Below are 23,953 nucleotides of genomic sequence, written 5' to 3'. Positions count from 1 at the left end.
GCACGCCTTACTCTCTTGCAGGTGTTTCGCTTTGTAGCTTTGCCCATTTTCGACTAACAGCCGATTGACTAATTCCTAATGCTCTCGCAGCTTTTGTCGTTGTCTTAAATTGTTCCATCGCAAGACGCAATAACTGATTCTCAATGAGTTGCTTTGCGTCATTTAAAGGCATAACAGAAGCCAAGACCGGTGAAGTTGTTGACGGTTTAATCACTTTTTCGACACGTAAAAATTGACTAGCTGCTTCTGCAGAAATTAAATCATCGTCTGCAGTCACGAACAATCGCTCGACGACATTTTGAAGTTCGCGAATATTCCCAGGCCATACGTACGTCTCAAGTAAGCTAAGTGCATCGGGCGAGAACGAATGGCGCATCTGATAACGCTCATTTAGCTTTCGTATAAAGTGGTACGCTAACAGTGGTATATCATCAGGTCGCTCTCGTAATGGTGGCACATGGATGGGCACGACATTAATGCGGTAAAACAAATCTTCACGGAAACTACCTTCTTGTACCATTTCATCCAAATTCCTATGCGTGGCTGCAATAATCTGCACATCAACAGGAATTGGCGTTTGTGAACCAATTGGCACGACTTCCCCTTCTTGCAAGACACGAAGCAACTTCACTTGTAATGACATTGGAATATCACCAATTTCATCTAGAAAAAGCACACCGCGATCTGCCTGCTGAAAATAGCCCGGCTTTCCCTTTGAATCAGCACCAGTGAATGATCCCTTCGTGTAACCGAACAGCTCACTTTCGAGGAGTGATTCAGGAATAGAGCCACAATTTAGCGCTAAAAACGGTTCGCTACTTCTTGCACTTTTCTCATGAATGGATTTCGCAATCAGTTCTTTTCCAACACCCGTTTCCCCGTGAATGAGGACAGTCGACGAGAACATTGATAATTTTTCGATGTTCTTCATGATTCTTTCCATCTTCTCACTAGCGTAAATAAGCGTATGCTTTGGGGTTTGTTGATTCTTTAGACTTTCTAGTTCTTCCTTATAACGATTCGAGATGGCCTTCGTTTGCCTCAACTCTGATTTCAACTGAATATTCTCTGTTATGTCCCTCGAGGCAATAATAATTCGCTCAAGTTCCCCTCTTGCATTAAATACAGGGTTTCCAATCGCAAGCACTTTGTCACCCGAAGGAATCTCTTGAACGACAGACACTTTCTTTTGTTGTTTTAAGACGAGCTTTGTCACCGATGGAGGTAACCCTTGTAAATCAACTTCTAATAAATTCTTACCAACGAGCGCATCGATCCCATCAGGCCATAATCCTTCAATATACTTGTCGCTATGGCGTAGCAATGTGCCATCTTTATCAACAATTAACACTTCATCATACATCGTGGACAAAATCGCATTTAAGTCCCGGTTCAAGTCTTTCACAAATTCTATTTCCATTGCCATCTGTTCAACATTGGCAGATCTTGAACGATGATTATTGCCCCTTCTACTTCTCCGGTTCCATTCTTAATCGGGCTATAGTCGACGAGGATTCCCATTTCATCTGTAATGAGAATTTGATTCAGAAGCGTTTCACCGTATGTAAACACACGATGTACGTGATCTTGTTGAAACACTTCACCAGCTGATTTACCGACGACTTGTTTATGTGTCGACCGAATCATCTGCAGCGCCTTATCATTACTATTCATAATTCGTTCATTTTTATCAACGATGAACATGCCCATTGGAATCGAAGACAACAGAATTTTTAGTAGATTCGCGTTATGATGTTCTCGTTGAAACAGCTCAATTAACACATCTTCTCGTTCAATGAATCCAATTGGTGACTCTGATTCATCATGAACAATCACAATCGGCTCACCCATTAAATGAAATATCAATGGAAGTGTAAACGATTGATCCGGTTGAATCACCCCGACATTGTGCATGGATGTAGAAACTAACTCTAAGTCTTTGCGCGACTGAATGCCGTCACTATCTTTCAACTCGACATAGGCTTGCAGTTGATTATCCTTTTCCAAGAAAAGGAACGGCTCTTTGCACTCTTGCAAGTATTCTGTTATTTCATCGGAATGTTCAGGAATGGTGTAAATTGGTCGCAGTTGTTCCATTAACATAACAAAACTCTCCCTTTCTATCAGTATACTAAAAAAAGTAGAGAGATTGTTAGAATTGTTGATAAATTATCTAACTAGCTTGCTTACTTTCTGTCGTCGGTTCATCGTCTTCATACTCAATTGTAAAGCCAATATAGCCATAAATAATCGCTACAATCGGACTTAACAACGCCAAGAATGCGTACGGCGCATAACTAAACGCGCTTACACCAAGCGTTGCGAACATAAACGCTCCACACGTGTTCCAAGGAATTAATGGTGATGTCATCGTCCCTGCATCTTCAACCGTCCGTGATAAGTTCTTTAATTTCAAGCGACGTTTTCTGTATTCACCTTCATACATTCGCGCCGGTAAAATAATACTCAAATATTGATCACACCCAACGACATTCGATGCAAACGCAGTGGCAACTGTCGTTGCAATTAAACTTCCTGTAGATTTTGCAAGACGCATCAGACTTTCAACAATCGCCTTGAAAAACCCTGCGGACTCCAATATTCCTCCAAAGCTCATCGCAATGATAATTAACGAAACGGTCCACATCATCGCTTCAACGCCACCGTTTGTTAACAAGTTGTCGACAGCCTCATCACCCGTTTCGACGACATAACCTTCAACAAGCATGCCGATTGTATCTTCAAACGCTACCCCTTGAACAAAAATAGCACAGATTAGCCCAAGTACTGAACCGATGACGAGTGCCGGAATTGCAGGGGTTTTCATGATCATGAGAATAATAACGATCAGAGGAACAAGAAGTAACCACGGTGTGATCGTAAACAATTCTGTTAAATTTTGTTGCAGATAAGCAATTTGAGACGTATCCGATCCAGATTGATGTAAGAAAAAGCCCATAATCGTATAAATGATCAACGAAATAATCAGTGCGGGAATCGTCGTATAAAGGAGATGACGTATGTGCTCAAACAAATTCACCCCGAGCACCCCTGGCGCTAAGTTCGTCGTCTCAGAGAGCGGTGATATTTTATCTCCAAAGTAAACACCTGAAATAATTGCACCTGCAACCATCGCTGGATTCATTCCGAGTCCTTCACCAACACCCATTAAAGCAATACCGATCGTACCCGCGGCCGTCCAGGCATTACCGCCAGCTAACGAAACGACACAACAGATAATACAAGCAGCAACAAGAAAATAGCCAGGAGATAGAATACTCAACCCGTAATAAATCATCGTTGGTACGATTCCCCCGGCAATCCAATACGCGATAATCGTTCCGATAATAATTAAAATGATGATCGCTTGCATGGCAAGTCCAATAGCTTTTAACATCCCCGATTCTAATGTTTTCCACGTGTGACCTAGAGCCATCGCAATGATGACGGCAACTACTGCACTAATAAACAGTGGAAAGTGTGGGTCTGCACCGTATCCCCCAATCGCAACGACCAATGCAACAATCATAAAAGCAATTGGCAATAACGCTATGAGCAATGTCGGTTGCTTTGCTTCTTTCATTCCCTTCTCTCCTTTTGCGTGTATCTTTTTAAGAGAATTGAACCTGCAAAAACTTGCCAACTTACTTTTACAGTCCCATCAAGAAAAAACGCAGTTCTAATTATGCATTTTTGCATAATCAGAACTGCGTGCATAATTCTTAACTTTCATTTACGACTACTCAATCTTTGAGGCTTTTTTCATCAACACGTTCTAGTACTCTAAGTAAATTGCGAGCTTAATGTATGCACATAAACATGAATGAAATCCCTATCTCTAATAAGCTAGTCCGATTCTAGCTCCTATGTACTTATCACATTCGACTTGCTTCCAGGTACATTCCGCTGTGTCAGGCACGGATATTTTCGCTCCACCTTCTGGCAAGAAGTCACGTTCTACTCGATACTGTCCAGTGTACTCCCCATCTGGTAAATAGGTTGGGCAAACGATCGTCCAATCAAGACCTGATGCCTTCAAAAAATCATATGCTCGGTGATGGTCTTCTGCTGCTCGAGTTAGCTTACGCTTTGATTCACTCGATTGATAACGAAGCAATTCAGGTGATGTTCTACTTTGTAAAATCCCAGCTGTACCTACCGTAATGATTCGCCTTACCCCTTGTCCTTTCATAGCGTCTATGATGAGTGGCATGCTCTCCGACAGCGTTGTTGATCCATCTGTATTGAGTGCACTAATGACAACGTCCACACCTTCGATTGCATGAGTAATATCATCTTTATTTAAGACATTTCCTTTTATAATCGTTAGGTTTTCATGCTCAGTCTTGGCATTCTCTGGTGTTCGTACCAAGACCGTCACGCGGTAGTTTTCTTGAAGTGCATGATTTACGACATGACTTCCTACCCTTCCAGTAGCGCCTAAAATTAAACAGTTCATGCGCATTATTCCTCCTCTATGCCTCTACGATGCGATTAAACTGTGCTTCTTTCTTAGTTTAGAACGAACACCTTACGTGAATCAACAATGAAGCTTCGAACAGTGTTTATTGCAGCTGTTTTAAATCAGTAACCAATTCAGGCAAGCCGTCTTGAAACAGGTGATCCTTTCCTGAAAGCAGTCTCGGATTTAAGCTTCGGATTTTCTCTGCATAATACACCATATGTGTATCCGGCACTTGGTCATCATCTTTGCTTTGATAGAAATACATGTGAGGAATGGTTGGCAACCTCGTACCGAAGTCCTCACATAACACAAAGTCCTCTCGTCTCCAATCAGCCACACCCCAAAATGGCGATGCGATTAAACACAAAGCAGAAATGGATACATGACACTTTTCTTCAGAGAGGTATTTCAACAAAACCGATCCACCCAACGAATGCCCGATTAAAACTACGCCGTCATGCATAGATGCAAAGGATTCATCTAGAACGGCTTTCCATTGAGCGTATTTAGGATCTTCTGGGAACGGCATTGGCGGGGCCATCCATTCATAGTCATTGCCTAATTGTTGAACAAGTGACCCCTTTAAAGCGTCACTTCCTTCGTGGGCATTTTGCGGGCCTGCACTATGAATAAATAACACTTGTTTAGTCACTTTAATTCCCCACTTTCATGTTAGAGATTCAAAAAAACGATAAAAATTATCACACAAACTGCAAGACTAACACCATCTTTAATTACCTCTCCTCGAGGTTTGTAATGGCGATATAATAGGATCGCTAAAAGGAGAATAGTAGATGCAACGAGCGAAGATAAAACAGTTGCTGCATACAATACCGCTATCAAATCTGTAAAATAGCCAATGGTTAACACAATTACAACGAAAAAGAGCACCCCAAGCCACTTTTGCCAACGATAAACTCTGCCATCAAATGCAATTTCACTCAGAGAATGCTTCATCGCACTACCTCCCTCGATAAATAAGTAGCGTTTCGTTCGCCCTATTATTCCTCCTTATAAACGTTTACTTCGTTAGACAAAATTCATCCTCCATTTAAATTACGACATCGTTCAGTCTCGTTTTAGACAACCGCTGTCGAATCCTATCTAATATTCCTTAAACTACCAGAATATATTTTATTCGAGAGATTTTTGTTGTATTATGCTAGTTAAATATATAGAAAGTGCGATTATTCATGGAATGACACAGGAAAGGAGTATTTCAACTTGACTGAAGAATACGAAATCATAAAAGACTTAGGATCTTGGCTACATTGTTTATCTCTTAACGATCTTGAAAAAGCCGCTCAGATCCGAGATCAACTTACTGAAAATCTACCATTCTACAGTTAGATCCACAAACAAAATCATACTACAACTTGCTTTATTCTAAACACCAAATGATGCTCTCAAAAAAAACGAAAAAACAAAACGACCATCCAAATGAACCTTTTCAAGAGCAACCTTCTTCAGAAAAGGATTCAGAACAAACATTAATGTACCTTTATCATTATATGGAAGGGACGCTCCTTAATCACTCCAAAAACTATTATAAAGCGTTAAAGCATTACACTGCCGCTGAAAAACAGCTTGGTGTGTTATGCGATATCGATCAAGCAAACTTTTATCTTCGACAAGCGAACACATTCCATCATTTAGGAGAAAGCATAACAGCCTTAAACTATGCGATCAAAGCCTACGACACATATAAGAAAAGTCATGCATCTACGAAAAAAAACCGTCCGTGCGCTAGTGCTGATCGGGAACATCTATTCAAAAACTGGCTATTATGAAAAAGCAAAATCCACATTCGAAGATGCACTTACCATTCAAGGACTTAAAGACCGCCAACGTGCAGTTTTATATCAAAGCATCGCTAAAAATGACTACCTTTTTCATTACAACAATGATGCAGAACATGGATTTAAGAATGCTTTGAACGTTGATGAAGAATTACGACTAGAATTCCAAGCGGATACCCTCTATCGGCTTGCAAATTCGTGCTTTCGACAAGGTAAACAAAAAGAAGGAGATCAGTTATTACATAAAATTGAAGAAGCACTTACAAAAGATCACAATCGATATGAAGAGTTTCGTGCTAAAAGCATGATCTCTAGAGGTGTGTTCTTATATAAGCCTTTTCATGATGGGATGATTTGGGAAGGTTTTCAGCTATTAAAGAAATTCGGAATCCAAATCGAGCTCATTGAGTTGGCTCACGAGGTATCCGATTATTACTATGTCAATAGCAATTACGAGAAAGCCTATGACTACTTGTCACTGGCAAAGCGGCAGAAGAAAAACATTGTAGAGTAACATTTATAAAGTGCCTTCATCGTCTTTTTCATCGGCTGCTTGGATGACTTCTTCACTGGATGGTTCTACGTGACTTGCAATGACAACTGACAACATACTAACTACCATAAGTAGCGCAATTTTCATCGTTGCACCTCACATTTTCTCAATTAGTTAGAATTACGATACCAGTTTCTACTAGATAAATACAATGATTTTGCTTACTTTTGAATACAAAAACAACAAAAAAAAGACTTGGAAATTCATCCAAGTCATTCGTTTTCTATTCATGATCAAAAGCAGGGATTGCTGTTTCGTCGTAATTTTCTTCTAGAAAGTCACGAACGATGTCACTCGTCATCACCTCTGCGAGTGTTTGAATTGCCTCTTCGTCTACGTTATCTTCACGAGCGACAAGTGTAATTGCGAATTCATTTTCTGTGCCTTCAGTGAGAAGCGCGTCATTTGCAGGAGTTAATCCTAACGGCTCAGCATAAGCCGGAGTTATGACAACCGCATCTGCATCGTCATACATTCTGGCGAGCATAAGCAAATCGACTTCTTCAAAGTTGTAATCATTCGGGTTCTCGCTAATATGAGACTGTGTATAATAACGCTCATCTGTTTCTTCTAGCTCAATAACGTCATGCTGTGCGAGTAGCTGTAGCGAACGGTCAATATTAGAGATGTCATTTGCAATTGCAATCGTTGCACCTTCTGGAAGTTCGTCCATCGATTCATAATCAGCAGCATACACACCGTAATTAGCGAAATAAATTGGCTCCACAGGTACTAGAGATGCATCGTTATTAATGTTGTACTCTTCCATAAACGGAACGTGTTGGAAAAAGTTCGCATCTACTTCTTCATGATGCAAAGCATCATTCGGTTGAATATTGTCTCCAAGTACAACAACATTTAGATCAATGCCCTCTTCAGCCAGTTCTGGTTCAACTAGTTCGAGAATTTCAGTCATTGGAGGAATTAAGGAAGCAACGTCTAGAGTAACTTTTTCACTTACCTCAGTTGCTTCTTCTGCACTTTCCGTCGTTTCTTCGGTTGAATCTGTTTCTTGTTGATCTTCAGATGTTCCACATGCAGCTAATAATAGAGCAGGTATTGCAACTAGTGTCGTAAGTTTTTTCATGGTGAATCAATCTCTCCTAACGTTTGTCGATCTTTCTTGCAATGGTCATTCCGATAAATTGAATCATCTGAACGAGTATAACCATAATAACAATGACATATAGCATTAAATCCGTTTGAAACTGTTGATAACCATAACGTATGGCAAAGTCACCAACGCCTCCGCCTCCAACTACCCCCATAATCGTTGAATAGCTAATAAAGCTAATCGTCGACATCGTAAGTCCAACGACTAATCCCGACCTTGATTCTACAAGTAGAAATTTAAAGACGACTTCTTTCACCGAAGCTCCCATGGAAACCGCTGCATCGATCACACCTTTAGGAATTTCTAACATGGATTGTTCCACGAGCCTAGAATAATGGGCAAACGCAATGATTGATAGTGGCACCGTTGCAGCTGCAGTACCAATCGCTGTCCCCATAATAAGACGAGTAAAAGGAATTAAGAAGACGACTAGAAGCAAAAACGGGAACGAGCGAATAATGTTAACGAGAAGGTTCAACGAAGAAAAAAACGAAACGACTTTCTAACAAATTGCCTTTTCGACACAAATACAGCAGTGTTCCAACAGGCAGTCCTACTAGAATAGCAGCAAGAAGTGAAACGCCTACCATAATAAACGTCTCTCCGATTGCCTGCCAAATTTCCGCTTGATAACGCAAAAGAATGTCAGGCATAATTTTTTAACTCCTTTATAAACCTTTCAGGACTTCGATCACTTCTCGGTATTCCCGAAGATTCAATCGGAACCGTTTCATAAATCGTTCCTTGATCCATAACGGTGACTCGTTGACAGATGCTTTTGATGACGGTCATTTCATGGCTTACGATAATCACTGTCACACCGAGTCGTTCATGAATATCACGGATTACGGTTAGAATCTCTGAAGTCGTATGAGGATCAAGTGACGACGTCGGTTCGTCGCAAAGAAGAACTTCAGGCTCATTTGCTAATGCGCGTGCAATAGCAACACGTTGCTTTTGTCCTCCGCTTAACTGAGCAGGGTACTTATCCATTTGATCTTCTAATCCAACAAAGCGTAAACATTCCCGCACACGATCCGTTCGCTGATGCTTAGGCACTTGTGCAAGCTGTAAAGAAACCGCTACATTTTGTTCGACAGTTTTATTTAAGACAAGATTGAAATGTTGAAAGATCATGCCTATTCGTTTGCGAGCTTCTCGCAGCTCGCGTTTTGAACGTGTCGTTAACTCACGATCACCGACATAAACCGATCCCGAATCTGGAATTTCAAGTAAATTCATTACCCGTAGCATCGTTGACTTTCCAGCCCCACTTGCCCCGATCAAACCATGAATTTCGCCCTTATGTACTGTTAAGGAAACGTTTTGAATAGCCGTATAGTTACCGAACTTTTTCGTTACGTTTTGCAATTCAATCACAAATAAACCCCATTCCATCATACAAAGGCTAAAGTAACAACTTTTTTATTATAGTACATGTTCGGTTGATGTCATAATCTACGTCAACAACTTTCCAAAAATAACAAAAAGCAGTGAATTGGTCATTGAACTATTCAGAATTACTTGTATACTTAAAGGACTAATTAGTAGTAACGCGTTACACTTCTAAAGGAAGTAGACACCTAAGAGAATAAGGAGATTGATAATGATGAGAAAAAGAAACGCACTTGCCCTTGGACTTAGTAGTGCACTGCTACTCACCGCTTGTTCAAGTGATCCAGAAGAGAGCGAGACAAGTTCAGATGCTAATGAAACGAGTAGTGAAGTTGAAGCAGGCGGCAATTTCATATTGGCGATGCCCTCAGATCCTGTTACGTTAAACCCTCACGCAGCGACGGATATTCCTTCAACCATCGTTTTTACGAACATTTATGAGAATCTTGTGATGAATGATGAGAACATGGAATTACAACCTGCGTTATCTGAATCTTATGATCAGATCGACGATTTGACATGGGAATTCAACTTACGTGAAGACGTTTCATTCCATGACGGCGAGCCATTTAACGCAGATGCCGTTGTCACAAATTTCGAGCGATTTCTAGATCCTGACACCGCATCACCACGCGCGTCTTTATTTGAACTCGTTGAAGACATTGAGGCGGTTGATGAGTACACCGTCCATTTCAAAACATCGGCGCCATTTGCACCTCTTCCCGCTCACCTTGCTCACGGATCAGCTGGAATTGTGAGCCCAAAAGCAATTGAGCAAGATGAAGCAGGTGAATCAGATCTAACGATGAATCCTGTTGGGACAGGTCCTTTCGAATTCGATTCTTGGGAACAAGGAAATGAACTCGTATTATCCGCAAATGAATCCTATTACGGAGAAGTTCCTGCAATTGACCAAGCAACATTCAAAGTTGTACCTGAACAGTCAACTCGTATTGCCATGATGGAGCAAGGAGAAGCTCATTATATGCAACAAATCGAACCTGCAAATGTCGGTCAGTTCGAACATATGGATGACGTTTCTGTAATCACTCAAGAACAATTAGGCTACGAATACATCGGCTTCAATACCGAGGTGGAACCGTTTGACGATCCACTCGTTCGCCAAGCGTTAACAATGACCGTAAATCGTGAAACGTTACTTGAAGGTTTGTACGATGGGTATGGACTTGTCGCTGAATCGCCACTTACTGAGAATACGTTTGGGTATTCAAGCAACATTGAACCGTTAGAATACAACCCTGAAAAAGCAAAAGAATTACTAGCAGAAGCAGGGTATGAAGATGGATTTGAAGCAACAATCTTAACGAACGATGCGAATCCATTACGTGTACAAGTCGCCGAACTTGTACAAGATTACTTTCAAGAAGTTGGCGTAACGTTGTCCATTGAATTAATGGAATGGGGAGCTTACCTCGATGCGGTTGGCGAGGGGAATTCAGACATGTTCGTTCTTGGCTGGTCTTCAGCTACAGGGGATGCGGATTATGCACTGCACCCGAACTATCACTCTGACAACCTAGGTTCAGCTGGGAACCAGACATTCTACCAAAACGAAGAGGTTGACGAGTGGCTCATTCAAGCACGTGAAGAAACAGATGAAGATGCAAGACTCGCACTCTATGAACAAATTGAACAACAAATCGTAGATGATGCACCTGCAATCTTTACCGTTCACAACGACTATATCGTCGGCTTGTCTGACCACGTAGATGGCTTTATCCACTTGCCAAACGGAGTATTGCAATTAAAGAATGTAAGTCTTAGTGAAAGTGACAGTGGTTATTAGAATAAAGATGCCCGCCAACACTAATTGTTGGCGGGCGTGTTTTATAGATGACCAATTTCAATGGTTATCTCTTTTTCACAGGGACGGGGCCTGTCGTTCAGCTCCGTTCTTCTCATATGTCATCCTATTAAACTGAGGAAACTCCACTACCGGCGCTTTTCGCTTTACGATGACTTCTCCGTTTCGAATTGAATAAAGGACAATTGCTTCTTTGCGTACAGCTTCGTATTCGTCTTCTGCATCAATAATGAGTAAATTCGCTGAATGCCCTTCTTCAATTCCGTACTGCATAAGGTTTAACGCCTTTGCTCCGTTCAAAGTAATGAGTTCAAGTGATCGAACAATCTCGTTGTACCCGGTCAAATGAGCCGCGTGAATGCCGGTATCGAGCACGCTCATTAAATTGCCATTACCAAGTGGATACCACGGATCTTGGATCGAATCGAGTCCGAAGGCAACGTTCATATCTGCTTCGAGCAGTTCTTTCACACGCGTTAGACCGCGCCGTTTCGGATACGTGTCAAACCGACCTTGCAAGTGTAAATTCGCTTTTGGTAGAGAAACGAAGTGAATGCCAGAGCGCTTTAATTTTTGGAATAACTTGTAGGCATATGCATCGTTATAAGAGCCCATGGCAGTCGTATGACTGGCAACGACACGCCCCCCCATCTGCCTGCGATCTGCCTCTCTTGCGATGACTTCGACAAAACGAGATTGTTCATCGTCAACTTCATCGCAGTGAAAATCGAGCAGTTTGTCATATTTCTCAGCAAGATCAAATGCTTTCTTAATGGATGCAACGCCTTCTTCATACGTCGGTTCGTAGTGTGGAATTCCACCAACAACGTCCGCACCGAGCTTTACTGCTTCTTCAACGAGTGCATCGCCACCACGGTAACCGTACATTCCTTCTTGAGGAAAAGCGACAAGTTGTACATCCACCCATAGCTTCATTTCTTCTCGTAGCTCAAGTAATGCATGTAACCCGGTTAACGATGGGTCTGTCACATCAACGTGCGTTCTGACGTGCTGAACACCATGTTCGATTTGCATGAACAACGCTTGTTTCGCCCGCAATTTTATATCTTCTTTCGTTTCATGAACGACTTGTTTACGTTCGGACCATAGCTGAATCGCCTCAAACAACGTTCCTGATTCATTCCATCTTGGTGTGCCAGCGGCGAGTGCATAATCAAGGTGTATGTGAGGCTCCACGTACGGTGGAATGACCAACTTTCCTTGAGCATCAATCTCCCCTTCATTTCGCTCGCTAGAAGCAGGCGAAATCTTCTCAAAGATTCCGTTCGTCATCACAAGGTCAACTAGCCTACTTTGACCATACAATTTAGCATTTCTAATGATCATGACTTTGTTCTCCTTTCGCTGGAAATAATAGTTCACGATTTGGTTGGTCCATAACTGGAAAAGACAATTCTCCTGCTTGCCATCTAAGCGCAACCTCATCAATGGTCGTAAACCAGACATGGGGCTTTGATTTCATATGTGTAATTAACTGGTCAAGCAATTGAGCGCGAGAGGCTCGTCCCATTAATTGAGGATGCATCGTTAAATGAAACATTCGCCCTTCTTCATAAAGTGCATCAAACTCCGCCTTCCACAATCGATACACTTTGTCAGGCTCCTCGATGTGAAACGAACTTCCCCAATCTCCTGAGAATGCAAACTGCTCCCAATCATCTAAGACCCATGTTCCAGGAACTTCGAGCAATTTCCCACCTTCTACCTGGACCTCGTAAGGGATGTCGTTTGCTTGTAAGCTTGCATCATACAAAAACCCATACTGCTTAAGAAGGGAAAGAGAACGGTCATGCATTTCCCAAAGTGGCGCACGATAACCAATCGGCTTTTTTCCCATCGTTTTCTCAAGCATTTCGATTCCTTTTATGAGTTCTGCTTCTTCTTGTTCCTTTGTCAACTGATCATTTGGCTTATGCAAATAACCGTGATGTCCAATCGCATGGCCTCCGCCAATGATTCGCTCTACGACTGTCGAATCCATTTCTGCGATTGCCCCCGGCACAAAAAAAGGTTGCGAGAACGTCATGTTTACGAAGAATCAACAGTAAACGATCAAGTCCAATTCCACGGCCATATGTGCCCATGGACAACAATGATGGACGATCTTGATTACGTGGCTCTGCTAAATGTGCAGTCTCTCCATCTACATCAAACGTCAAAACAGCAGCTACTGTTTGGCCATCTGGCCAACGGACCGATTCAATCACCATGACCACCTCCGATCGATTTACGTCTACTGTATACCATATTTTAAAATAAGTAAAATAAATATTTACTAATAATAAAATATAAATGTGATACACTCTCATTGAATGACTAGAAAGGGGTTGAAGCAATGGTTACCATTCGACCTGAACTTGCAAGCTATGTACCGATCGCGAACATGATTGCAGAGAACTTCGGTGATCAAGGAGAAGTTGTCATCCACGACTTTGCCGATGTAAGCGCATCTCTCGTTTATATAAAAGGAAACGTCACCAATCGAAAAGTTGGCGCACCGATGACCGATCGCATGTTTCAAGATTGGCGAAAGTACGGGAATGAAATTGAAGATAACTACGGATTTACGACCCGGACAAAAGATGGCCTTTGGCTAAAAGCTTCACTCTCTTACATCCGCAATTCCGATGGACATGTAATCGGTTGTCTCGGCATTAACCTTGATATCACAGCACTCATTTCAACCTCAAAGTTTCTGAATACACTTGTTTCCTCAAGCGACGATCAAGCTCCAGTAGAACAAGAATTTTACGGCAAAGATATTCAAGAAATGTTCCATGCCCTTCTTGAAGAAGCAAAGCAAACGATCGGTATTTCGATTACTTCAATGAAGCGTGATGACAAAATTGCGTTTGTTAAACATCTTGACCGTAAAGGCGCCTTTCTTATTCAAGGTTCTGCAGAGCAAATTGCTGATTACCTCCGTGTTACGAAACAAACGATCTATAACTATTTGGATGAAATTCGCAAGTAAGATGCCACGCCTATGTGGCATTTTTTTTACTTTCACAAAGCTTTTTTGACAGATCAGTCACTAGAATGTGACTATAATTGGAACAATAACGATGAATAAGAGCTAAGGATTGTGAAAGTCTTCACATAAGAGATACACTAGAGCTAGAAAGAAACGTTTAGGAGGACTTCTGTTGAACGAACACTTGCGTCCTAGTCGTACACACCTCACTACGATGACCCTACTTACCGTCATTACAGGGGTTGCGATCGTAGTTCAAGCCTTTATGATTGTTTCAATTATTGATCGGTTATTTCTTCAATCGCTTTCTTTTCAAGAAGTTATGCCTCAATTTGTCACGTTACTGATTGCATTGTTCGCGCGCATTTTTAGTCGATTTCTAATTGATCGATTGGCGAACACCATTGCCACAAACGTTAAAATCACGCTACGTGAACGACTATTGCATCACTTTTCAAATCGCACCCTTACCTCATCTAAGAAAACAAAAACAGGTGAGACGACGAGTTATTTTCTAGATACAGTCGATGAAACGGCTGCGTATTTTAATCAATACATCCCACAAATGATTCAATCAACCATTATCCCAATTATGCTTTTAATAGTGATTTTCTATGAACATTGGGCATCAGGTGTCATTATTCTCATTACAGCTCCGTTTATTTTCGTCTATATGATCATTATTGGTATGCGTACCGGTGATCAGTCGAAACAACAAGTTGAGAAAATGGCTGATTTTTCAAGTGTGTTTCTCGACACACTTCAAGGATTGTCCACGATTAAGTTCTTTGGACGAACGAAGCAGCAACATCAACGAATTAAAGATAAGAGTATTGAATTCCGTGACGCTACGATGAATGTCTTAAAAGTCGCGTTCACGAACTCGCTCGCACTTGAGTTCATTTCAATGTTAAGCATCGGAATTATCGCTTTAGAAGTTGCCATTCGTATGATCATCGTACAAGACACAACCTTTTATTCAGGGTTCTTAATGTTGATTCTGGCACCTGAACTGTTTAATAAGCTAAAAGACCTCGGCTCCGCATTTCATTCAGGAAAAGTGAGTAAAGGAGCTCTGGAAAAAACTGAAGCATTGCTCGAAGAATCCGATGAAAAGCAACCGTTCGGTTCGAACGCACTTGATCAGACAGAACCACCGACACTTTTAATGAATGATGTACAGTTTTCTTATCCTGAAGGCTTTCAACTGTCCCACATCAACTTTGTTGCCAAACCGTATGAAAAGATTGCTTTGATCGGTGCTACTGGGTCAGGAAAGACGACTCTTCTGCACATATTAGCTGGACTACTCCCCCACACAAAAGGAAGTTATCAGTTAGGGAACATGCATTTACATGAGATTGAAGCGTCTTCTTGGTACGACCAAATGACGTTGATCTCTCAAGATGGCTATTTGTTTGCAGGGACGATTGCGGAGAACATTACACTTGGTTTCAAAATGAAACCAACTGATGAAGCTGTTTTAAATGCGGCAACAGAAGCTGGAATTATCGAGTGGATCGAGCAATTGCCTGATGGCATCCACACCCTTGTTGGTGAAGGAGGACGAGGCCTGTCTGGCGGGGAACGTCAACGAGTGTTTATGGCTCGAGCGTTTTACAAAAAACCAAACGTCGTGTTTTTCGATGAACCTACAACCGGACTTGATCTTCGAACGGAAGCGATGCTTCAAACATCACTTAAAAAAACTGAGCGAACAGTCGACCGTAATTATTGTCGCTCACCGACTGTACACGATTCGAGAAGCTGACCGCATCTTTTTATTAGAAGACGGGACGATTCGTGCGAGCGGTACACACGAAACACTTTGGAACGAGGACGAATTATACCGTGACATGATTACTACGCAGCAAGGAGGCACTCAGTCATGAAAGCACTCACACCTTTTATCAAACTCATTTTCGCTGAAAAAAAGGGACCTCTTTCTTTCGATCCTTGCTGGTTTTATCGCAGGAATAACTGCCGTTGGTTTGTTTTCTGCTAGCGGGTATTTAATTTCTCACGCTGCACTAACTCCTCCTATCGCAACGTTGATGGTCATCGTTGCGATCGTAAAGTTACTCGGAATCACATCCGCTGTCAGTCGTTTCGGTGAACGTTATTATTCTCACCGAGCGACGTTTACGATGCTTAGCAACATTCGGTTACGTGTATACGAAAAACTAGAACCCGTCTCAAATCGAATTCTTAACCGCTATACGAGTGGAGATATTCTCTCCAGGATTGTCGGAGATGTTGACGCTCTTCAAAATGTCTTACTCCGTGTCGTTTATCCACCGATCGTCATGCTTTCAGTATTTCTTGCAACCATTGCATTTACGACCTTGTTCTCAATAGGCACTGCTGTACTAATCATAGTCGGTTTAGCACTCTCATTACTCGTCATCCCTGCATTGTTCTTTCTCAGCCAACGACGAGTCAACGACCAGATTCGAGAAACGCGTGGAGAACTTTCTTCTACGTTTGCGGAATACGTTTACGGTTTTCGAGAACTGACCATTCACCAAGCCCGTCAACAACGGGAGCAACAGGTGCGTAACACGATTAAGCAATACGAACAGCAAAAACAAAAATCACAATCAGTTCAAATGTGGAGCGATGCAACAATCGGCTTGCTCTCCTTTCTCGTTTCAGTTGCCGTCTTGTTTTATGCTGGTTTCCAAGTTGCCGAAGGTAATTTGGCAGGTATTCTACTGGCGTTACTACTCATGATTACACTCACCGTCTTTGAACAGATTACACCGATGGCAACCTTACCGTATCATTTGCAAGAAAGCGCTCATGCAGCAAAGCGGATTGAATCCCTTGAAGAAGAGAACGATCGCGTTGAACGATCTGTTGACGTTCACTTCAACGAAGCCTTAGGCATCGAGTTCCAAGATGTTACGCTTCAATTTGAGGACCAACTTCGCCCTGCAATTCAACATGTGAACATCCAAATTCCATCAGGCAGCAAAACTGCGATTATCGGTGCAAGTGGCTCGGGTAAAACGACCATCGCGAATGTACTACTAAAAGCACTGCCTTATGATCAAGGCACTGTCAAAGTCGATGGACACGAGCTATCAACGATCTCAGAAGACACACTTTGGAAGAACACAAATGTCTCATTGCAGTCGAATCATTTCTTTGTCGGTACCGTTCGAGATAATCTATTCGTTACAGAAGAGACGACAGACGACATTACTCTCCAAAAAGCGTTACACGCAGCGGAATTGCCCCACCTTGAACTCGATAGTCGTGTTGAGGAAAAGGGACAAAACCTCTCTGGTGGTGAAAAACAGCGACTCGCAATCGCTCGTTTGCTCCTTCGTGAAGCGCCGTTATGGGTGCTAGACGAACCAACAACATCACTTGATGCACTTACAGAAGAACGTATGCTGCGCCTTCTTCTTGAGCGCACAAAAGATGCCACCGTTATCCTAATTAGCCACCGCTTAACTGGACTTGATCAAATGGATCAGATTATCGTCGTAGATCATGGTCAAATTATTGAAAGTGGAACGTATGATGAGCTCATGCAAAAGGATGGCTACTTCAAACAGATGAAGGCGCTAGAAGAGCAATTGTTCATGAATGAATAAAGCGATCAGGCTACCCGAAGTAGCCTGATCGCTTTTACTTTTAGCTTCGCTCAATAAAAATAAACAATTTCCCAAATATGACCATCTAAGTCTTTAAAGTGGCCTGAATAGCCCCACTCATAATCCTTCGGCTGACGAGGCAAAATTGTGCCTCCGAATTCCGAAACTCTCCTTAAAGTTGCATCGACCTCTTCTTTACGATCAGCAATACTACTCAAAATTACTTCAGAAGATCTTTTAGAATCAGCGCTTCTTTGATCAATTTCCTCAAGTTCAGTTCGAAGATTTAATACGAAGGTGATTCCATTTTCTAATTCAAACACGACTTGATTTGAACCTTGAACGAACCCTTCTGCTGAGAACCCTAATCCATTTTGATAAAAGGCGATTGATTTTTCTAAATCATCAACAGCGAGTGTGATGATCGTAATTCTTGGTTTCATAAAAGCTTTGGCCTCCTTGTTTATACCAAAGTTGTTACTAAGTTAAGTAAATTGAGGACAGGCAGTTCATTTCCAAACTGAACATTAGTCGTCAACTGTGACTCTTTCACGCTGCGAAGCAGGTCCTTTCTCTTCATACCATCTAATCATTCTCCATACCCCGTCACATTCTTTCTTCCAGACCTCTAGCGACAGTGCCTTTACTTGCATATCTTGCTCTTTAAATAGAATTTCATAAGAAACCGCAGCTTGCTCACTCGCTTGAGGCATAATCGTTAATGCAGAGTACTCAAATTGAATGTCTTTCCCCTTATAGAAGTTCGCAGCATCGCTATTTCCTTTGGTAATCGCTTCGTAATTCATCTGTTCAACGTCGCCAGCTTTAGGCATATATAGATATCCAATAAAATCCTTTGACTAATACGTATTTAATTCTTCGAACTCTCCTCTTGCCATTTGCTCATGCAATTTACGCATTTTTTTGCACTTGGGCTGTGATTTCCTGCGTAACTTGATTCATCATAACCTCCTATTCAATTGTTTCTAATAGTGATATAACTATTCAATTAAATCTTTTCACTTTCCTGCTACATGTAATGGATTGACTCTCCCCTATAGGGGAGGCCTTACACTACAAGTAATCAATCAAAGGAGGCAATAACATGAACGTTGAGATTAGAGAAGTAAGAAAAGAAGATATTGAACCGATCAAAACGATTACCATTGAAGCTTTTGCTAAAGGGTTTATTGAGGATGAACAGTTATTGGATGCTGCTGTTACGATGATGTTTGTAAGTCCAATCTTAAATAAAAGCAGCTTCGGAAGAGTTGCGACGTTAGACGGAGAAGTTGTTGGTGTGATTTTCGGTTCAAGAGTTGGCGAGGCACCGACATATCGCATGTTGCAAGAAGATTATACGAAGGAAATGCTACACTTACTCAACCAAGAAAACGACGACCGAGATTTGTTCGTTCAATTAACGAACTCAACGAATGAAGCCTACAAGAAATTAATACAAGGCAAAGAACATGAATTCCAAGGTTGTTTAGAATTCTTTGCTGTATCTGAACAAGCTCGAGGAAAAAAAGTTGGAAAGAAATTGCTGAATGAGCTCTTTTCATATTTCACCGAAACGAACACAGACAAGATCTATGTCTATACCGACACGATGAGTAACTACGGTTTTATGATCATAATGGCTTTGTTTGTCTAGACGAAGAAATCACCGTGTTTGATCTCCCTGATGGTGCATTTAAGAACACAAATTTCATTTATGAATATACGTTTTAGGCATACCAAGTTCAGCCCACCTCATGTCATGGGGTGGGCTGAACGTTTACTTGGAATTGAGCATGATAATTATCTTGATTAAATACGTCCGCCACTAAGTACAACATGTATAGATCATGGTACTCTAGACCGTTCGTCTTTAAATAGTCTACCAACAAATGTAGCGCTTCTTCCTCAGATTCCTTCGTGCAATTTACCGTTACGTACTGTCCGCTTGGCAATACTGAAACCGTTGCAGTTTCTTTTAGCAATTGGTAGTCTTCTACGGTGATCATTCGAAATACGTCACGAACGTTCAGCTCGTCGTGCAAAAATGAATAAATTAACCCATACTCGAATGTATGATTCGTAAATTCAGCTAACTGCTCGTCTAACTGATCAAATGATAAAACCTCATTTAGTTCGCCTTCTTGTGTAGGTGAACGTAGAAGGTACCGCTCTTCAAATGCTTGTATGTGAATACCCGCTTTTTTTACGTTCAACTTCTGAAGAATGAATGGTGTTCTGCAATAAGCTTATTCGTTTCTGAAGCTGCTCTAGACTTACCATCTCTTCTTCAATTTCTTTACTCTTCTTTTCTAAGAAAAGCTTAAGTTCATTCGTATCTGCTTTTTCAAATAAAGCTTTAGTCTCTTTGATTGTGACATTGCTTTGTTGGCAAAGTTTTATAATGTCTATGTAAATGAATTGACCCATCGTATAATATCGATAACCATTGTCAGGATTGACATAAGCTGGATTAAGCAAACCAATCGTATGATAATAACGAAGCGCCTTAATCGTTACATTTTTTTAATTTTGATACCTCACCAATGGAAAAATACCTACGTTGATCCATAACTTCCTCCATTCGAACGTAAAAACACTCTTACTATATCCAAATATAGTACAAGTCATTACGTCCATCCAAGAAAGTAGGCAGCTAAATCGTTCCTTGTTCACATCGATTTATTTTATAACGCCTGCAAATAACCCTTCATGACTTCAATGTGATCTTGATTGGTACAACGAAATGAAGCCATTATCGACCTTCGGCCACTGTCTTTCTTTTTGTATTTATCAATGGTCACAACACATGAAATTGTGTCTCCAGTGACTACTGGCTTAAGAAAATTGAAATTCATCGTATGCGCAAGAACGTCATTCTCTCCCCCAATCTTCGTTGGAAGAGTTGCGGTTAATAATCCTTGAACAATTACGTTCCCATTCTCATCAGGATTTACATGATGAACACCTTCATCAAGAGAAAGCTTAGTAAACGTATCAACATCTTCTTTCGTAAATGTACGACTAAAACTAAGTGTGCTGCCAACTTCTAACGTCATACTCTCATCTCCTTTTTAATCACTTCTTTATAGAGATGTTCTTTTAGGTGAGGCTATTGAAATATGTAAAAACAACATCATATAAAGCTGGTAGAACTGTTAAAACAACGATTCCAACGATCGTACTCATAGTCGCCATAGAAGCGAATTGACGTTTAGAAATTTCTTTTCTTCGGTGTGCAATAAGTAATACTTTAATGATTGAACTTACTGTGATTGCTATAATTATTCCAGAAAAAAGTACAGCTAAGAAGATTTGCATCACTGGGTTCCTTTCAGTCATTACAAGTTGACGATCATGTATGGTTACATCAACTGTTCCGACAAGTCTTTTTACTTCGTCCAAATGTCGAATACTAAAGTTCCTTCACAAACATTACCCGATCTTGACCAGGTCCATCGTAATCTGACTTAACGTGTACATGATCAATTTCTTTGTCGCCTTGTTCAATGTAGAATCCCATCGTTGTATGGTACGCAATCGATGTTTTATTTACAGGCGACGTAATACAGCGCACGATCGACCGCTCTTCTTTTAGGACGTAAGTAAAGAACGTATGGTAAAGCTCCTTAGCAACCCCTCGTTTGCGATGATTTGGATTCACACCGACGAAATGGATGTACGCTTCATCCTTATGAGTCTGAGAAAGGAAGCCTATTAGAAAGCCTATGACCTCCCCTTCAACTTCAGCAATAAAGCTCGAATCATTAAAATGGTCAAAAAAAATAATCTTGGCAACATGTCCGACATTTGCCTGCCACCCCACCACTCATTTAATCGCGGCGAGACGAGTTCATAATCTGAACGTATGACATTTCGAATGATCATTGCTACCCTCCACCATAATCAAGTAATAACTCGTAGAGTCATTACTGTGAGCTACTTCTCTTGAACGTTTGGTTTGGCGTTCACCTTTACAACACACTAGGCTCCACCAACCTGATTCGCTTCTCTTCACAGTTGATCTCAGTACGAATTCCAATTGGCAAAATGAACATTGGATCGGTGTGACCGAAATCAACATTTGTGATGATCGGCAACGTATGGTTTTGAAATTCATCGCGAACGACGCTGGTAATCGCATCATCTAATTGTTCTTTTTCCTGATCGGAATAATCTCTAGCTCTGCCAATTAAGAGACCTTGTATTCGTTCCAACATCCCTTGCATGCCATAGCTACGAATGGTCCTTCTGATTTGCTCGACTGTTGTTGTGCCTTCAGCATTCTCTAGGAATAAAATCTTATCGTTAAAAAAACTCAACATCACAAAAGAACCTTGTCCCTTTTAACATTTCCAATACTTCAATACAGCCTCCGTACAACTTCCCGCTGTTAATCCCTTCACCTTGTAACCAACGCCAGCCCTCTGTATTCAGTTTATTTGCATTGATTTTACCTGTGTTGTTGGGATCTGCCCAATCAGGATAGCCCTCAGACCAGCGTGTATACGGTTGAAAATCATACGTATCACTTGGGTTAAACAACATATCGAGAACATGGCGTTTATAATTCTCTTCTAAACGATGAAGCTGCGAAATACCAGCCATAACCGTAGGACCGTAATACGTCACCATCCCTAATTGATTCAAATACGTTAAGAACGTCGTGTTATCCGATGCCCCCATGATAATCTTAGGGTTTTTCATTATTAAATCCGTGTCTAAATAGGGGAGAATTCTTATTGAATCATCACCACCTATGGAACAGAAAATTGCTTTTATCTCCGGATCAGCAAATGCTCGATTAATATCTTCTGCTCTCTGTTTCGGGTTTTGATGTAGTTGTTCAGCAGCTGCACGGGCAGTATCCATTTCCTTAACTTTTAAATTGAGTTCCTGTTCTAGAATATGTATTCCTTGATCAAAGATATGTGGGAATACGCTCGGCACCCCTGCTGATGGGGACAATACGGCAACCGTGTCACCCTTATTTAAACGTTGTGGCGTTACCATTTCCATATCCTTTTACCCCCATATAAAATGTTAGGTCTATTCTATCACACTAATTTCACACAACATGGAACATTCGAACATCACGCCGTCTAGCATTTTATAAAGAAGTTTTTTTCTACCCACTTTATAAAACTCTTTGGTATGATTAAAGACACAGCACACGTTTATAGAGACAACTTCATGACACTCTCAGAAAATGCTGTAGCGACAATGACAAAACAATTTGTACTTTAAACATTTAATAAAACGAGCAATGAACCCTTACAAAATGGAGAAAAGGAGTGTCCATGTTATGAAGAAGAAAATTCTCATGTTTTTATCTTTCGGCTATGGATTCTCTACTGCTGTTTTCTTCTAGAATTCATAATATTGGTGAAGTCTATCTTTTTTTTAAGAAATCGAGCAGAAAAAATCTAGAAGTGAGGGTATACAATGCAAAACATCAGCAGGAAAAACCCAGATTCAATGGCTAAGCCCGTAGGGAATTACAGTCATGTTACACGAGTTCCAAAAGGAGCCGGTTTGGTCGTAACATCAGGTCAAATCGGAACAGATTCAGATGGCAATCTCCCACCTGAATTCAATGATCAAGTCACAAATACATTTTCAAACATACAGAAAATCCTAACATCAGAGACTCTAAGTGAAAAAAAATATTATTAAAGTTAACATTTGGGCGACCGAACAAATCGATTGGAACTTCTTAGACGCTCAATGGGATAAACTGTTTCCGTCCGCTATCCAGCTATGACTGTGGCTTACATCTCAGCATTAGGATTGCCCGAGTTAAAAATTGAAATTGAACTTTGGTGTGCTGAATTTTAATAACATCAATGATTCAATCCATGTAGCTTTTTATCAAATAAACGTTGCCCTGTTACAAAGGCAGGGAAAATAATAGGTATCATTCATGGCATAGCTTATAAAGAGCTATGCCTTTTTGTATGAGGCTAGAGCTCAGGAGCGTGGTGCAAGAGCTCGGGACCGCGGTGCAAGAGACCGGGACCGCGGTGCAAGACAACAGGACCGCGGTGCAAGACAACAGGACCGCGGTGCAAGACAACAGCACCACGGTGCAAGACAACAGGACCGTGGTGCAAGACAACAGGACCGTGGTGCAAGACAACAGGACCGCGGTGCAAGACACCGGGACCGCGGTGCAAGACACCGGGACCGCGGTGCAAGACAC

27 protein-coding genes and 4 pseudogenes are annotated in these 23,953 nt (G+C 41.3%); 10 read left to right on the top strand and 21 right to left on the bottom strand.

Features of this window, described 5'->3' with window-relative positions:
- Positions 1-7: 7 nt before the first annotated feature.
- From JCM19055_RS18700 to JCM19055_RS18680, 5 genes and pseudogenes are all read right to left on the bottom strand, one after another.
- Positions 8-2,103: pseudogene (locus tag JCM19055_RS18700) on the bottom strand (sigma 54-interacting transcriptional regulator).
- A gap of 70 nt (positions 2,104-2,173) precedes the next feature.
- Positions 2,174-3,583, bottom strand: coding sequence for a Na+/H+ antiporter NhaC (gene nhaC, locus JCM19055_RS18695; protein ID WP_042360827.1), 1,410 nt, complete (start codon positions 3,581-3,583; stop codon positions 2,174-2,176).
- Between the two features lie 255 nt (positions 3,584-3,838).
- Positions 3,839-4,459 (bottom strand): NAD(P)-dependent oxidoreductase, encoded by a 621-nt coding sequence (locus JCM19055_RS18690; protein WP_042360852.1) that lies wholly within the window; start codon positions 4,457-4,459, stop codon positions 3,839-3,841.
- Between the two features lie 106 nt (positions 4,460-4,565).
- Positions 4,566-5,117 (bottom strand): alpha/beta hydrolase, encoded by a 552-nt coding sequence (locus JCM19055_RS18685; RefSeq protein ID WP_042360826.1) that lies wholly within the window; start codon positions 5,115-5,117, stop codon positions 4,566-4,568.
- A gap of 20 nt (positions 5,118-5,137) precedes the next feature.
- The gene (locus JCM19055_RS18680; protein ID WP_042360825.1) at positions 5,138-5,422 is read right to left on the bottom strand and encodes a hypothetical protein; all 285 of its coding nucleotides are present in this window, start codon (positions 5,420-5,422) and stop codon (positions 5,138-5,140) included.
- Between the two features lie 267 nt (positions 5,423-5,689).
- On the opposite strand from JCM19055_RS18680, the gene JCM19055_RS30340 reads away from it, so the two are divergent.
- The 3 genes from JCM19055_RS30340 to JCM19055_RS18670 are packed head-to-tail and all read left to right on the top strand — an operon-like array spanning position 5,690 to position 6,778.
- Positions 5,690-5,815 carry a hypothetical protein gene (locus tag JCM19055_RS30340; protein WP_265182350.1) on the top strand — a complete coding sequence of 42 codons (126 nt, stop codon included), beginning with the start codon at positions 5,690-5,692 and terminating at the stop codon, positions 5,813-5,815.
- Positions 5,816-5,865: 50 nt separating this feature from the next.
- Positions 5,866-6,255: a hypothetical protein gene (locus JCM19055_RS27660; protein WP_265182349.1), complete on the top strand. Its 390-nt coding sequence runs from the start codon at positions 5,866-5,868 to the stop codon at positions 6,253-6,255.
- Complete coding sequence (locus tag JCM19055_RS18670; protein WP_193745504.1) at positions 6,182-6,778, top strand: tetratricopeptide repeat protein; 597 nt, start codon at positions 6,182-6,184, stop codon at positions 6,776-6,778. Before JCM19055_RS27660 ends, JCM19055_RS18670 begins: the two co-directional genes overlap by 74 nt.
- Before the next feature lie 3 nt (positions 6,779-6,781).
- On the opposite strand, the gene JCM19055_RS30335 is transcribed toward JCM19055_RS18670, so the two are convergent.
- From JCM19055_RS30335 to JCM19055_RS18655, 4 genes and pseudogenes are all read right to left on the bottom strand, one after another.
- A complete protein-coding gene (locus JCM19055_RS30335) occupies positions 6,782-6,904 on the bottom strand; it encodes a hypothetical protein (protein ID WP_265182348.1) in 123 nt (40 codons plus the stop codon).
- 136 nt (positions 6,905-7,040) lie between these two features.
- Complete coding sequence (locus JCM19055_RS18665; RefSeq protein ID WP_042360822.1) at positions 7,041-7,904, bottom strand: MetQ/NlpA family ABC transporter substrate-binding protein; 864 nt, start codon at positions 7,902-7,904, stop codon at positions 7,041-7,043.
- Positions 7,905-7,920: 16 nt separating this feature from the next.
- Positions 7,921-8,584, bottom strand: a pseudogene (locus JCM19055_RS18660) (methionine ABC transporter permease).
- A complete protein-coding gene (locus JCM19055_RS18655; protein ID WP_052366529.1) occupies positions 8,577-9,311 on the bottom strand; it encodes a methionine ABC transporter ATP-binding protein in 735 nt (244 codons plus the stop codon). Before JCM19055_RS18655 ends, JCM19055_RS18660 begins: the two are co-directional and overlap by 8 nt.
- A gap of 229 nt (positions 9,312-9,540) precedes the next feature.
- On the opposite strand from JCM19055_RS18655, the gene JCM19055_RS18650 reads away from it, so the two are divergent.
- Positions 9,541-11,133 (top strand): glutathione ABC transporter substrate-binding protein, encoded by a 1,593-nt coding sequence (locus JCM19055_RS18650; RefSeq protein ID WP_265182347.1) that lies wholly within the window; start codon positions 9,541-9,543, stop codon positions 11,131-11,133.
- Between the two features lie 75 nt (positions 11,134-11,208).
- Here the strand turns inward: JCM19055_RS18650 and codA are convergent, their stop codons facing one another.
- From codA to JCM19055_RS26695, 3 genes are read right to left on the bottom strand one after another with little or no spacing between them, the layout of a single operon-like run.
- Positions 11,209-12,498: a cytosine deaminase gene (gene codA, locus JCM19055_RS18645; protein ID WP_081833823.1), complete on the bottom strand. Its 1,290-nt coding sequence runs from the start codon at positions 12,496-12,498 to the stop codon at positions 11,209-11,211.
- Positions 12,488-13,153, bottom strand: coding sequence for a polysaccharide deacetylase family protein (locus tag JCM19055_RS18640; protein ID WP_193745503.1), 666 nt, complete (start codon positions 13,151-13,153; stop codon positions 12,488-12,490). The genes codA and JCM19055_RS18640 overlap by 11 nt, the downstream gene beginning before the upstream one ends.
- On the bottom strand, positions 13,083-13,379 hold the full coding sequence (locus tag JCM19055_RS26695; RefSeq protein ID WP_052366527.1) for a hypothetical protein: 297 nt from the start codon (positions 13,377-13,379) through the stop codon (positions 13,083-13,085). The genes JCM19055_RS18640 and JCM19055_RS26695 overlap by 71 nt, the downstream gene beginning before the upstream one ends.
- Before the next feature lie 128 nt (positions 13,380-13,507).
- On the opposite strand from JCM19055_RS26695, the gene JCM19055_RS18635 reads away from it, so the two are divergent.
- The 3 genes from JCM19055_RS18635 (at position 13,508) to cydC (ending at position 17,751) form a co-directional block, all read left to right on the top strand.
- A complete protein-coding gene (locus JCM19055_RS18635; protein WP_042360819.1) occupies positions 13,508-14,146 on the top strand; it encodes a transcriptional regulator in 639 nt (212 codons plus the stop codon).
- 172 nt (positions 14,147-14,318) lie between these two features.
- Positions 14,319-15,917 carry a thiol reductant ABC exporter subunit CydD gene (cydD, locus tag JCM19055_RS18630; protein ID WP_265182346.1) on the top strand — a complete coding sequence of 533 codons (1,599 nt, stop codon included), beginning with the start codon at positions 14,319-14,321 and terminating at the stop codon, positions 15,915-15,917.
- Between the two features lie 154 nt (positions 15,918-16,071).
- On the top strand, positions 16,072-17,751 hold the full coding sequence (gene cydC, locus JCM19055_RS18625) for a thiol reductant ABC exporter subunit CydC (RefSeq protein WP_042360818.1): 1,680 nt from the start codon (positions 16,072-16,074) through the stop codon (positions 17,749-17,751).
- 50 nt (positions 17,752-17,801) lie between these two features.
- On the opposite strand, the gene JCM19055_RS18620 is transcribed toward cydC, so the two are convergent.
- Positions 17,802-18,194, bottom strand: a complete 393-nt coding sequence (locus JCM19055_RS18620; protein WP_042360817.1) for a VOC family protein — start codon at positions 18,192-18,194, stop codon at positions 17,802-17,804.
- A gap of 84 nt (positions 18,195-18,278) precedes the next feature.
- Complete coding sequence (locus tag JCM19055_RS18615) at positions 18,279-18,584, bottom strand: hypothetical protein (RefSeq protein WP_042360816.1); 306 nt, start codon at positions 18,582-18,584, stop codon at positions 18,279-18,281.
- A gap of 272 nt (positions 18,585-18,856) precedes the next feature.
- Here JCM19055_RS18615 and JCM19055_RS18610 point away from each other — a divergent pair, with 272 nt between their 5' ends.
- Positions 18,857-19,408 (top strand): GNAT family N-acetyltransferase, encoded by a 552-nt coding sequence (locus JCM19055_RS18610; protein ID WP_265182345.1) that lies wholly within the window; start codon positions 18,857-18,859, stop codon positions 19,406-19,408.
- 103 nt (positions 19,409-19,511) lie between these two features.
- On the opposite strand, the gene JCM19055_RS30330 is transcribed toward JCM19055_RS18610, so the two are convergent.
- The 7 genes and pseudogenes from JCM19055_RS30330 to JCM19055_RS18585 form a co-directional block, all read right to left on the bottom strand.
- On the bottom strand, positions 19,512-19,967 hold the full coding sequence (locus JCM19055_RS30330; RefSeq protein WP_265182344.1) for a hypothetical protein: 456 nt from the start codon (positions 19,965-19,967) through the stop codon (positions 19,512-19,514).
- Complete coding sequence (locus JCM19055_RS30325) at positions 19,927-20,238, bottom strand: hypothetical protein (RefSeq protein ID WP_265182360.1); 312 nt, start codon at positions 20,236-20,238, stop codon at positions 19,927-19,929. Before JCM19055_RS30325 ends, JCM19055_RS30330 begins: the two co-directional genes overlap by 41 nt.
- Positions 20,239-20,438: 200 nt before the next feature.
- Positions 20,439-20,810 carry a MaoC family dehydratase N-terminal domain-containing protein gene (locus JCM19055_RS18600; RefSeq protein ID WP_042360815.1) on the bottom strand — a complete coding sequence of 124 codons (372 nt, stop codon included), beginning with the start codon at positions 20,808-20,810 and terminating at the stop codon, positions 20,439-20,441.
- A 43-nt stretch (positions 20,811-20,853) separates the two neighbouring features.
- Complete coding sequence (locus JCM19055_RS18595; protein WP_052366526.1) at positions 20,854-21,156, bottom strand: hypothetical protein; 303 nt, start codon at positions 21,154-21,156, stop codon at positions 20,854-20,856.
- Positions 21,157-21,166: 10 nt separating this feature from the next.
- Positions 21,167-21,639: pseudogene (locus JCM19055_RS18590) on the bottom strand (GNAT family N-acetyltransferase).
- 86 nt (positions 21,640-21,725) lie between these two features.
- A complete protein-coding gene (locus JCM19055_RS30320; RefSeq protein ID WP_052366525.1) occupies positions 21,726-22,076 on the bottom strand; it encodes a hypothetical protein in 351 nt (116 codons plus the stop codon).
- Positions 22,060-22,770 (bottom strand): LD-carboxypeptidase, encoded by a 711-nt coding sequence (locus JCM19055_RS18585; RefSeq protein ID WP_052366524.1) that lies wholly within the window; start codon positions 22,768-22,770, stop codon positions 22,060-22,062. Before JCM19055_RS18585 ends, JCM19055_RS30320 begins: the two co-directional genes overlap by 17 nt.
- A gap of 426 nt (positions 22,771-23,196) precedes the next feature.
- On the opposite strand from JCM19055_RS18585, the pseudogene JCM19055_RS18580 reads away from it, so the two are divergent.
- Both JCM19055_RS18580 and JCM19055_RS18575 read left to right on the top strand, forming a co-directional pair.
- Positions 23,197-23,589, top strand: a pseudogene (locus JCM19055_RS18580) (RidA family protein).
- Positions 23,590-23,704: 115 nt separating this feature from the next.
- A partial coding sequence (locus JCM19055_RS18575; RefSeq protein WP_265182343.1) for an internalin occupies positions 23,705-23,953 on the top strand: 249 nt, incomplete at its 3' end.

The organism is Geomicrobium sp. JCM 19055 (assembly GCF_000698185.1).
GTDB classification, from domain to species: Bacteria; Bacillota; Bacilli; order Bacillales; family Marinococcaceae; genus Geomicrobium_A; species Geomicrobium_A sediminis.
Note: the sequence above shows the minus strand (reverse complement) of the source record. Positions and strands in the feature narration are given on the sequence as shown.

Coding starts and splice junctions, on each gene's coding strand:
- nhaC (WP_042360827.1), bottom strand. CDS start 3,583: ATGAAAGAAGCAAAGCAACCGACATTGCTCATAGCGTTATTGCCAATT.
- JCM19055_RS18690 (WP_042360852.1), bottom strand. CDS start 4,459: ATGAACTGTTTAATTTTAGGCGCTACTGGAAGGGTAGGAAGTCATGTC.
- JCM19055_RS18680 (WP_042360825.1), bottom strand. CDS start 5,422: ATGAAGCATTCTCTGAGTGAAATTGCATTTGATGGCAGAGTTTATCGT.
- JCM19055_RS27660 (WP_265182349.1), top strand. CDS start 5,866: ATGCTCTCAAAAAAAACGAAAAAACAAAACGACCATCCAAATGAACCT.
- JCM19055_RS18670 (WP_193745504.1), top strand. CDS start 6,182: ATGCATCTACGAAAAAAAACCGTCCGTGCGCTAGTGCTGATCGGGAAC.
- JCM19055_RS30335 (WP_265182348.1), bottom strand. CDS start 6,904: ATGAAAATTGCGCTACTTATGGTAGTTAGTATGTTGTCAGTTGTCATT.
- JCM19055_RS18665 (WP_042360822.1), bottom strand. CDS start 7,904: ATGAAAAAACTTACGACACTAGTTGCAATACCTGCTCTATTATTAGCT.
- JCM19055_RS18650 (WP_265182347.1), top strand. CDS start 9,541: ATGAGAAAAAGAAACGCACTTGCCCTTGGACTTAGTAGTGCACTGCTA.
- codA (WP_081833823.1), bottom strand. CDS start 12,498: ATGATCATTAGAAATGCTAAATTGTATGGTCAAAGTAGGCTAGTTGAC.
- JCM19055_RS18640 (WP_193745503.1), bottom strand. CDS start 13,153: ATGGATTCGACAGTCGTAGAGCGAATCATTGGCGGAGGCCATGCGATT.
- JCM19055_RS18635 (WP_042360819.1), top strand. CDS start 13,508: ATGGTTACCATTCGACCTGAACTTGCAAGCTATGTACCGATCGCGAAC.
- JCM19055_RS18620 (WP_042360817.1), bottom strand. CDS start 18,194: ATGAAACCAAGAATTACGATCATCACACTCGCTGTTGATGATTTAGAA.
- JCM19055_RS18615 (WP_042360816.1), bottom strand. CDS start 18,584: ATGCCTAAAGCTGGCGACGTTGAACAGATGAATTACGAAGCGATTACC.
- JCM19055_RS18610 (WP_265182345.1), top strand. CDS start 18,857: ATGAACGTTGAGATTAGAGAAGTAAGAAAAGAAGATATTGAACCGATC.
- JCM19055_RS18600 (WP_042360815.1), bottom strand. CDS start 20,810: ATGACGTTAGAAGTTGGCAGCACACTTAGTTTTAGTCGTACATTTACG.
- JCM19055_RS30320 (WP_052366525.1), bottom strand. CDS start 22,076: ATGTTGAGTTTTTTTAACGATAAGATTTTATTCCTAGAGAATGCTGAA.
- JCM19055_RS18585 (WP_052366524.1), bottom strand. CDS start 22,770: ATGGAAATGGTAACGCCACAACGTTTAAATAAGGGTGACACGGTTGCC.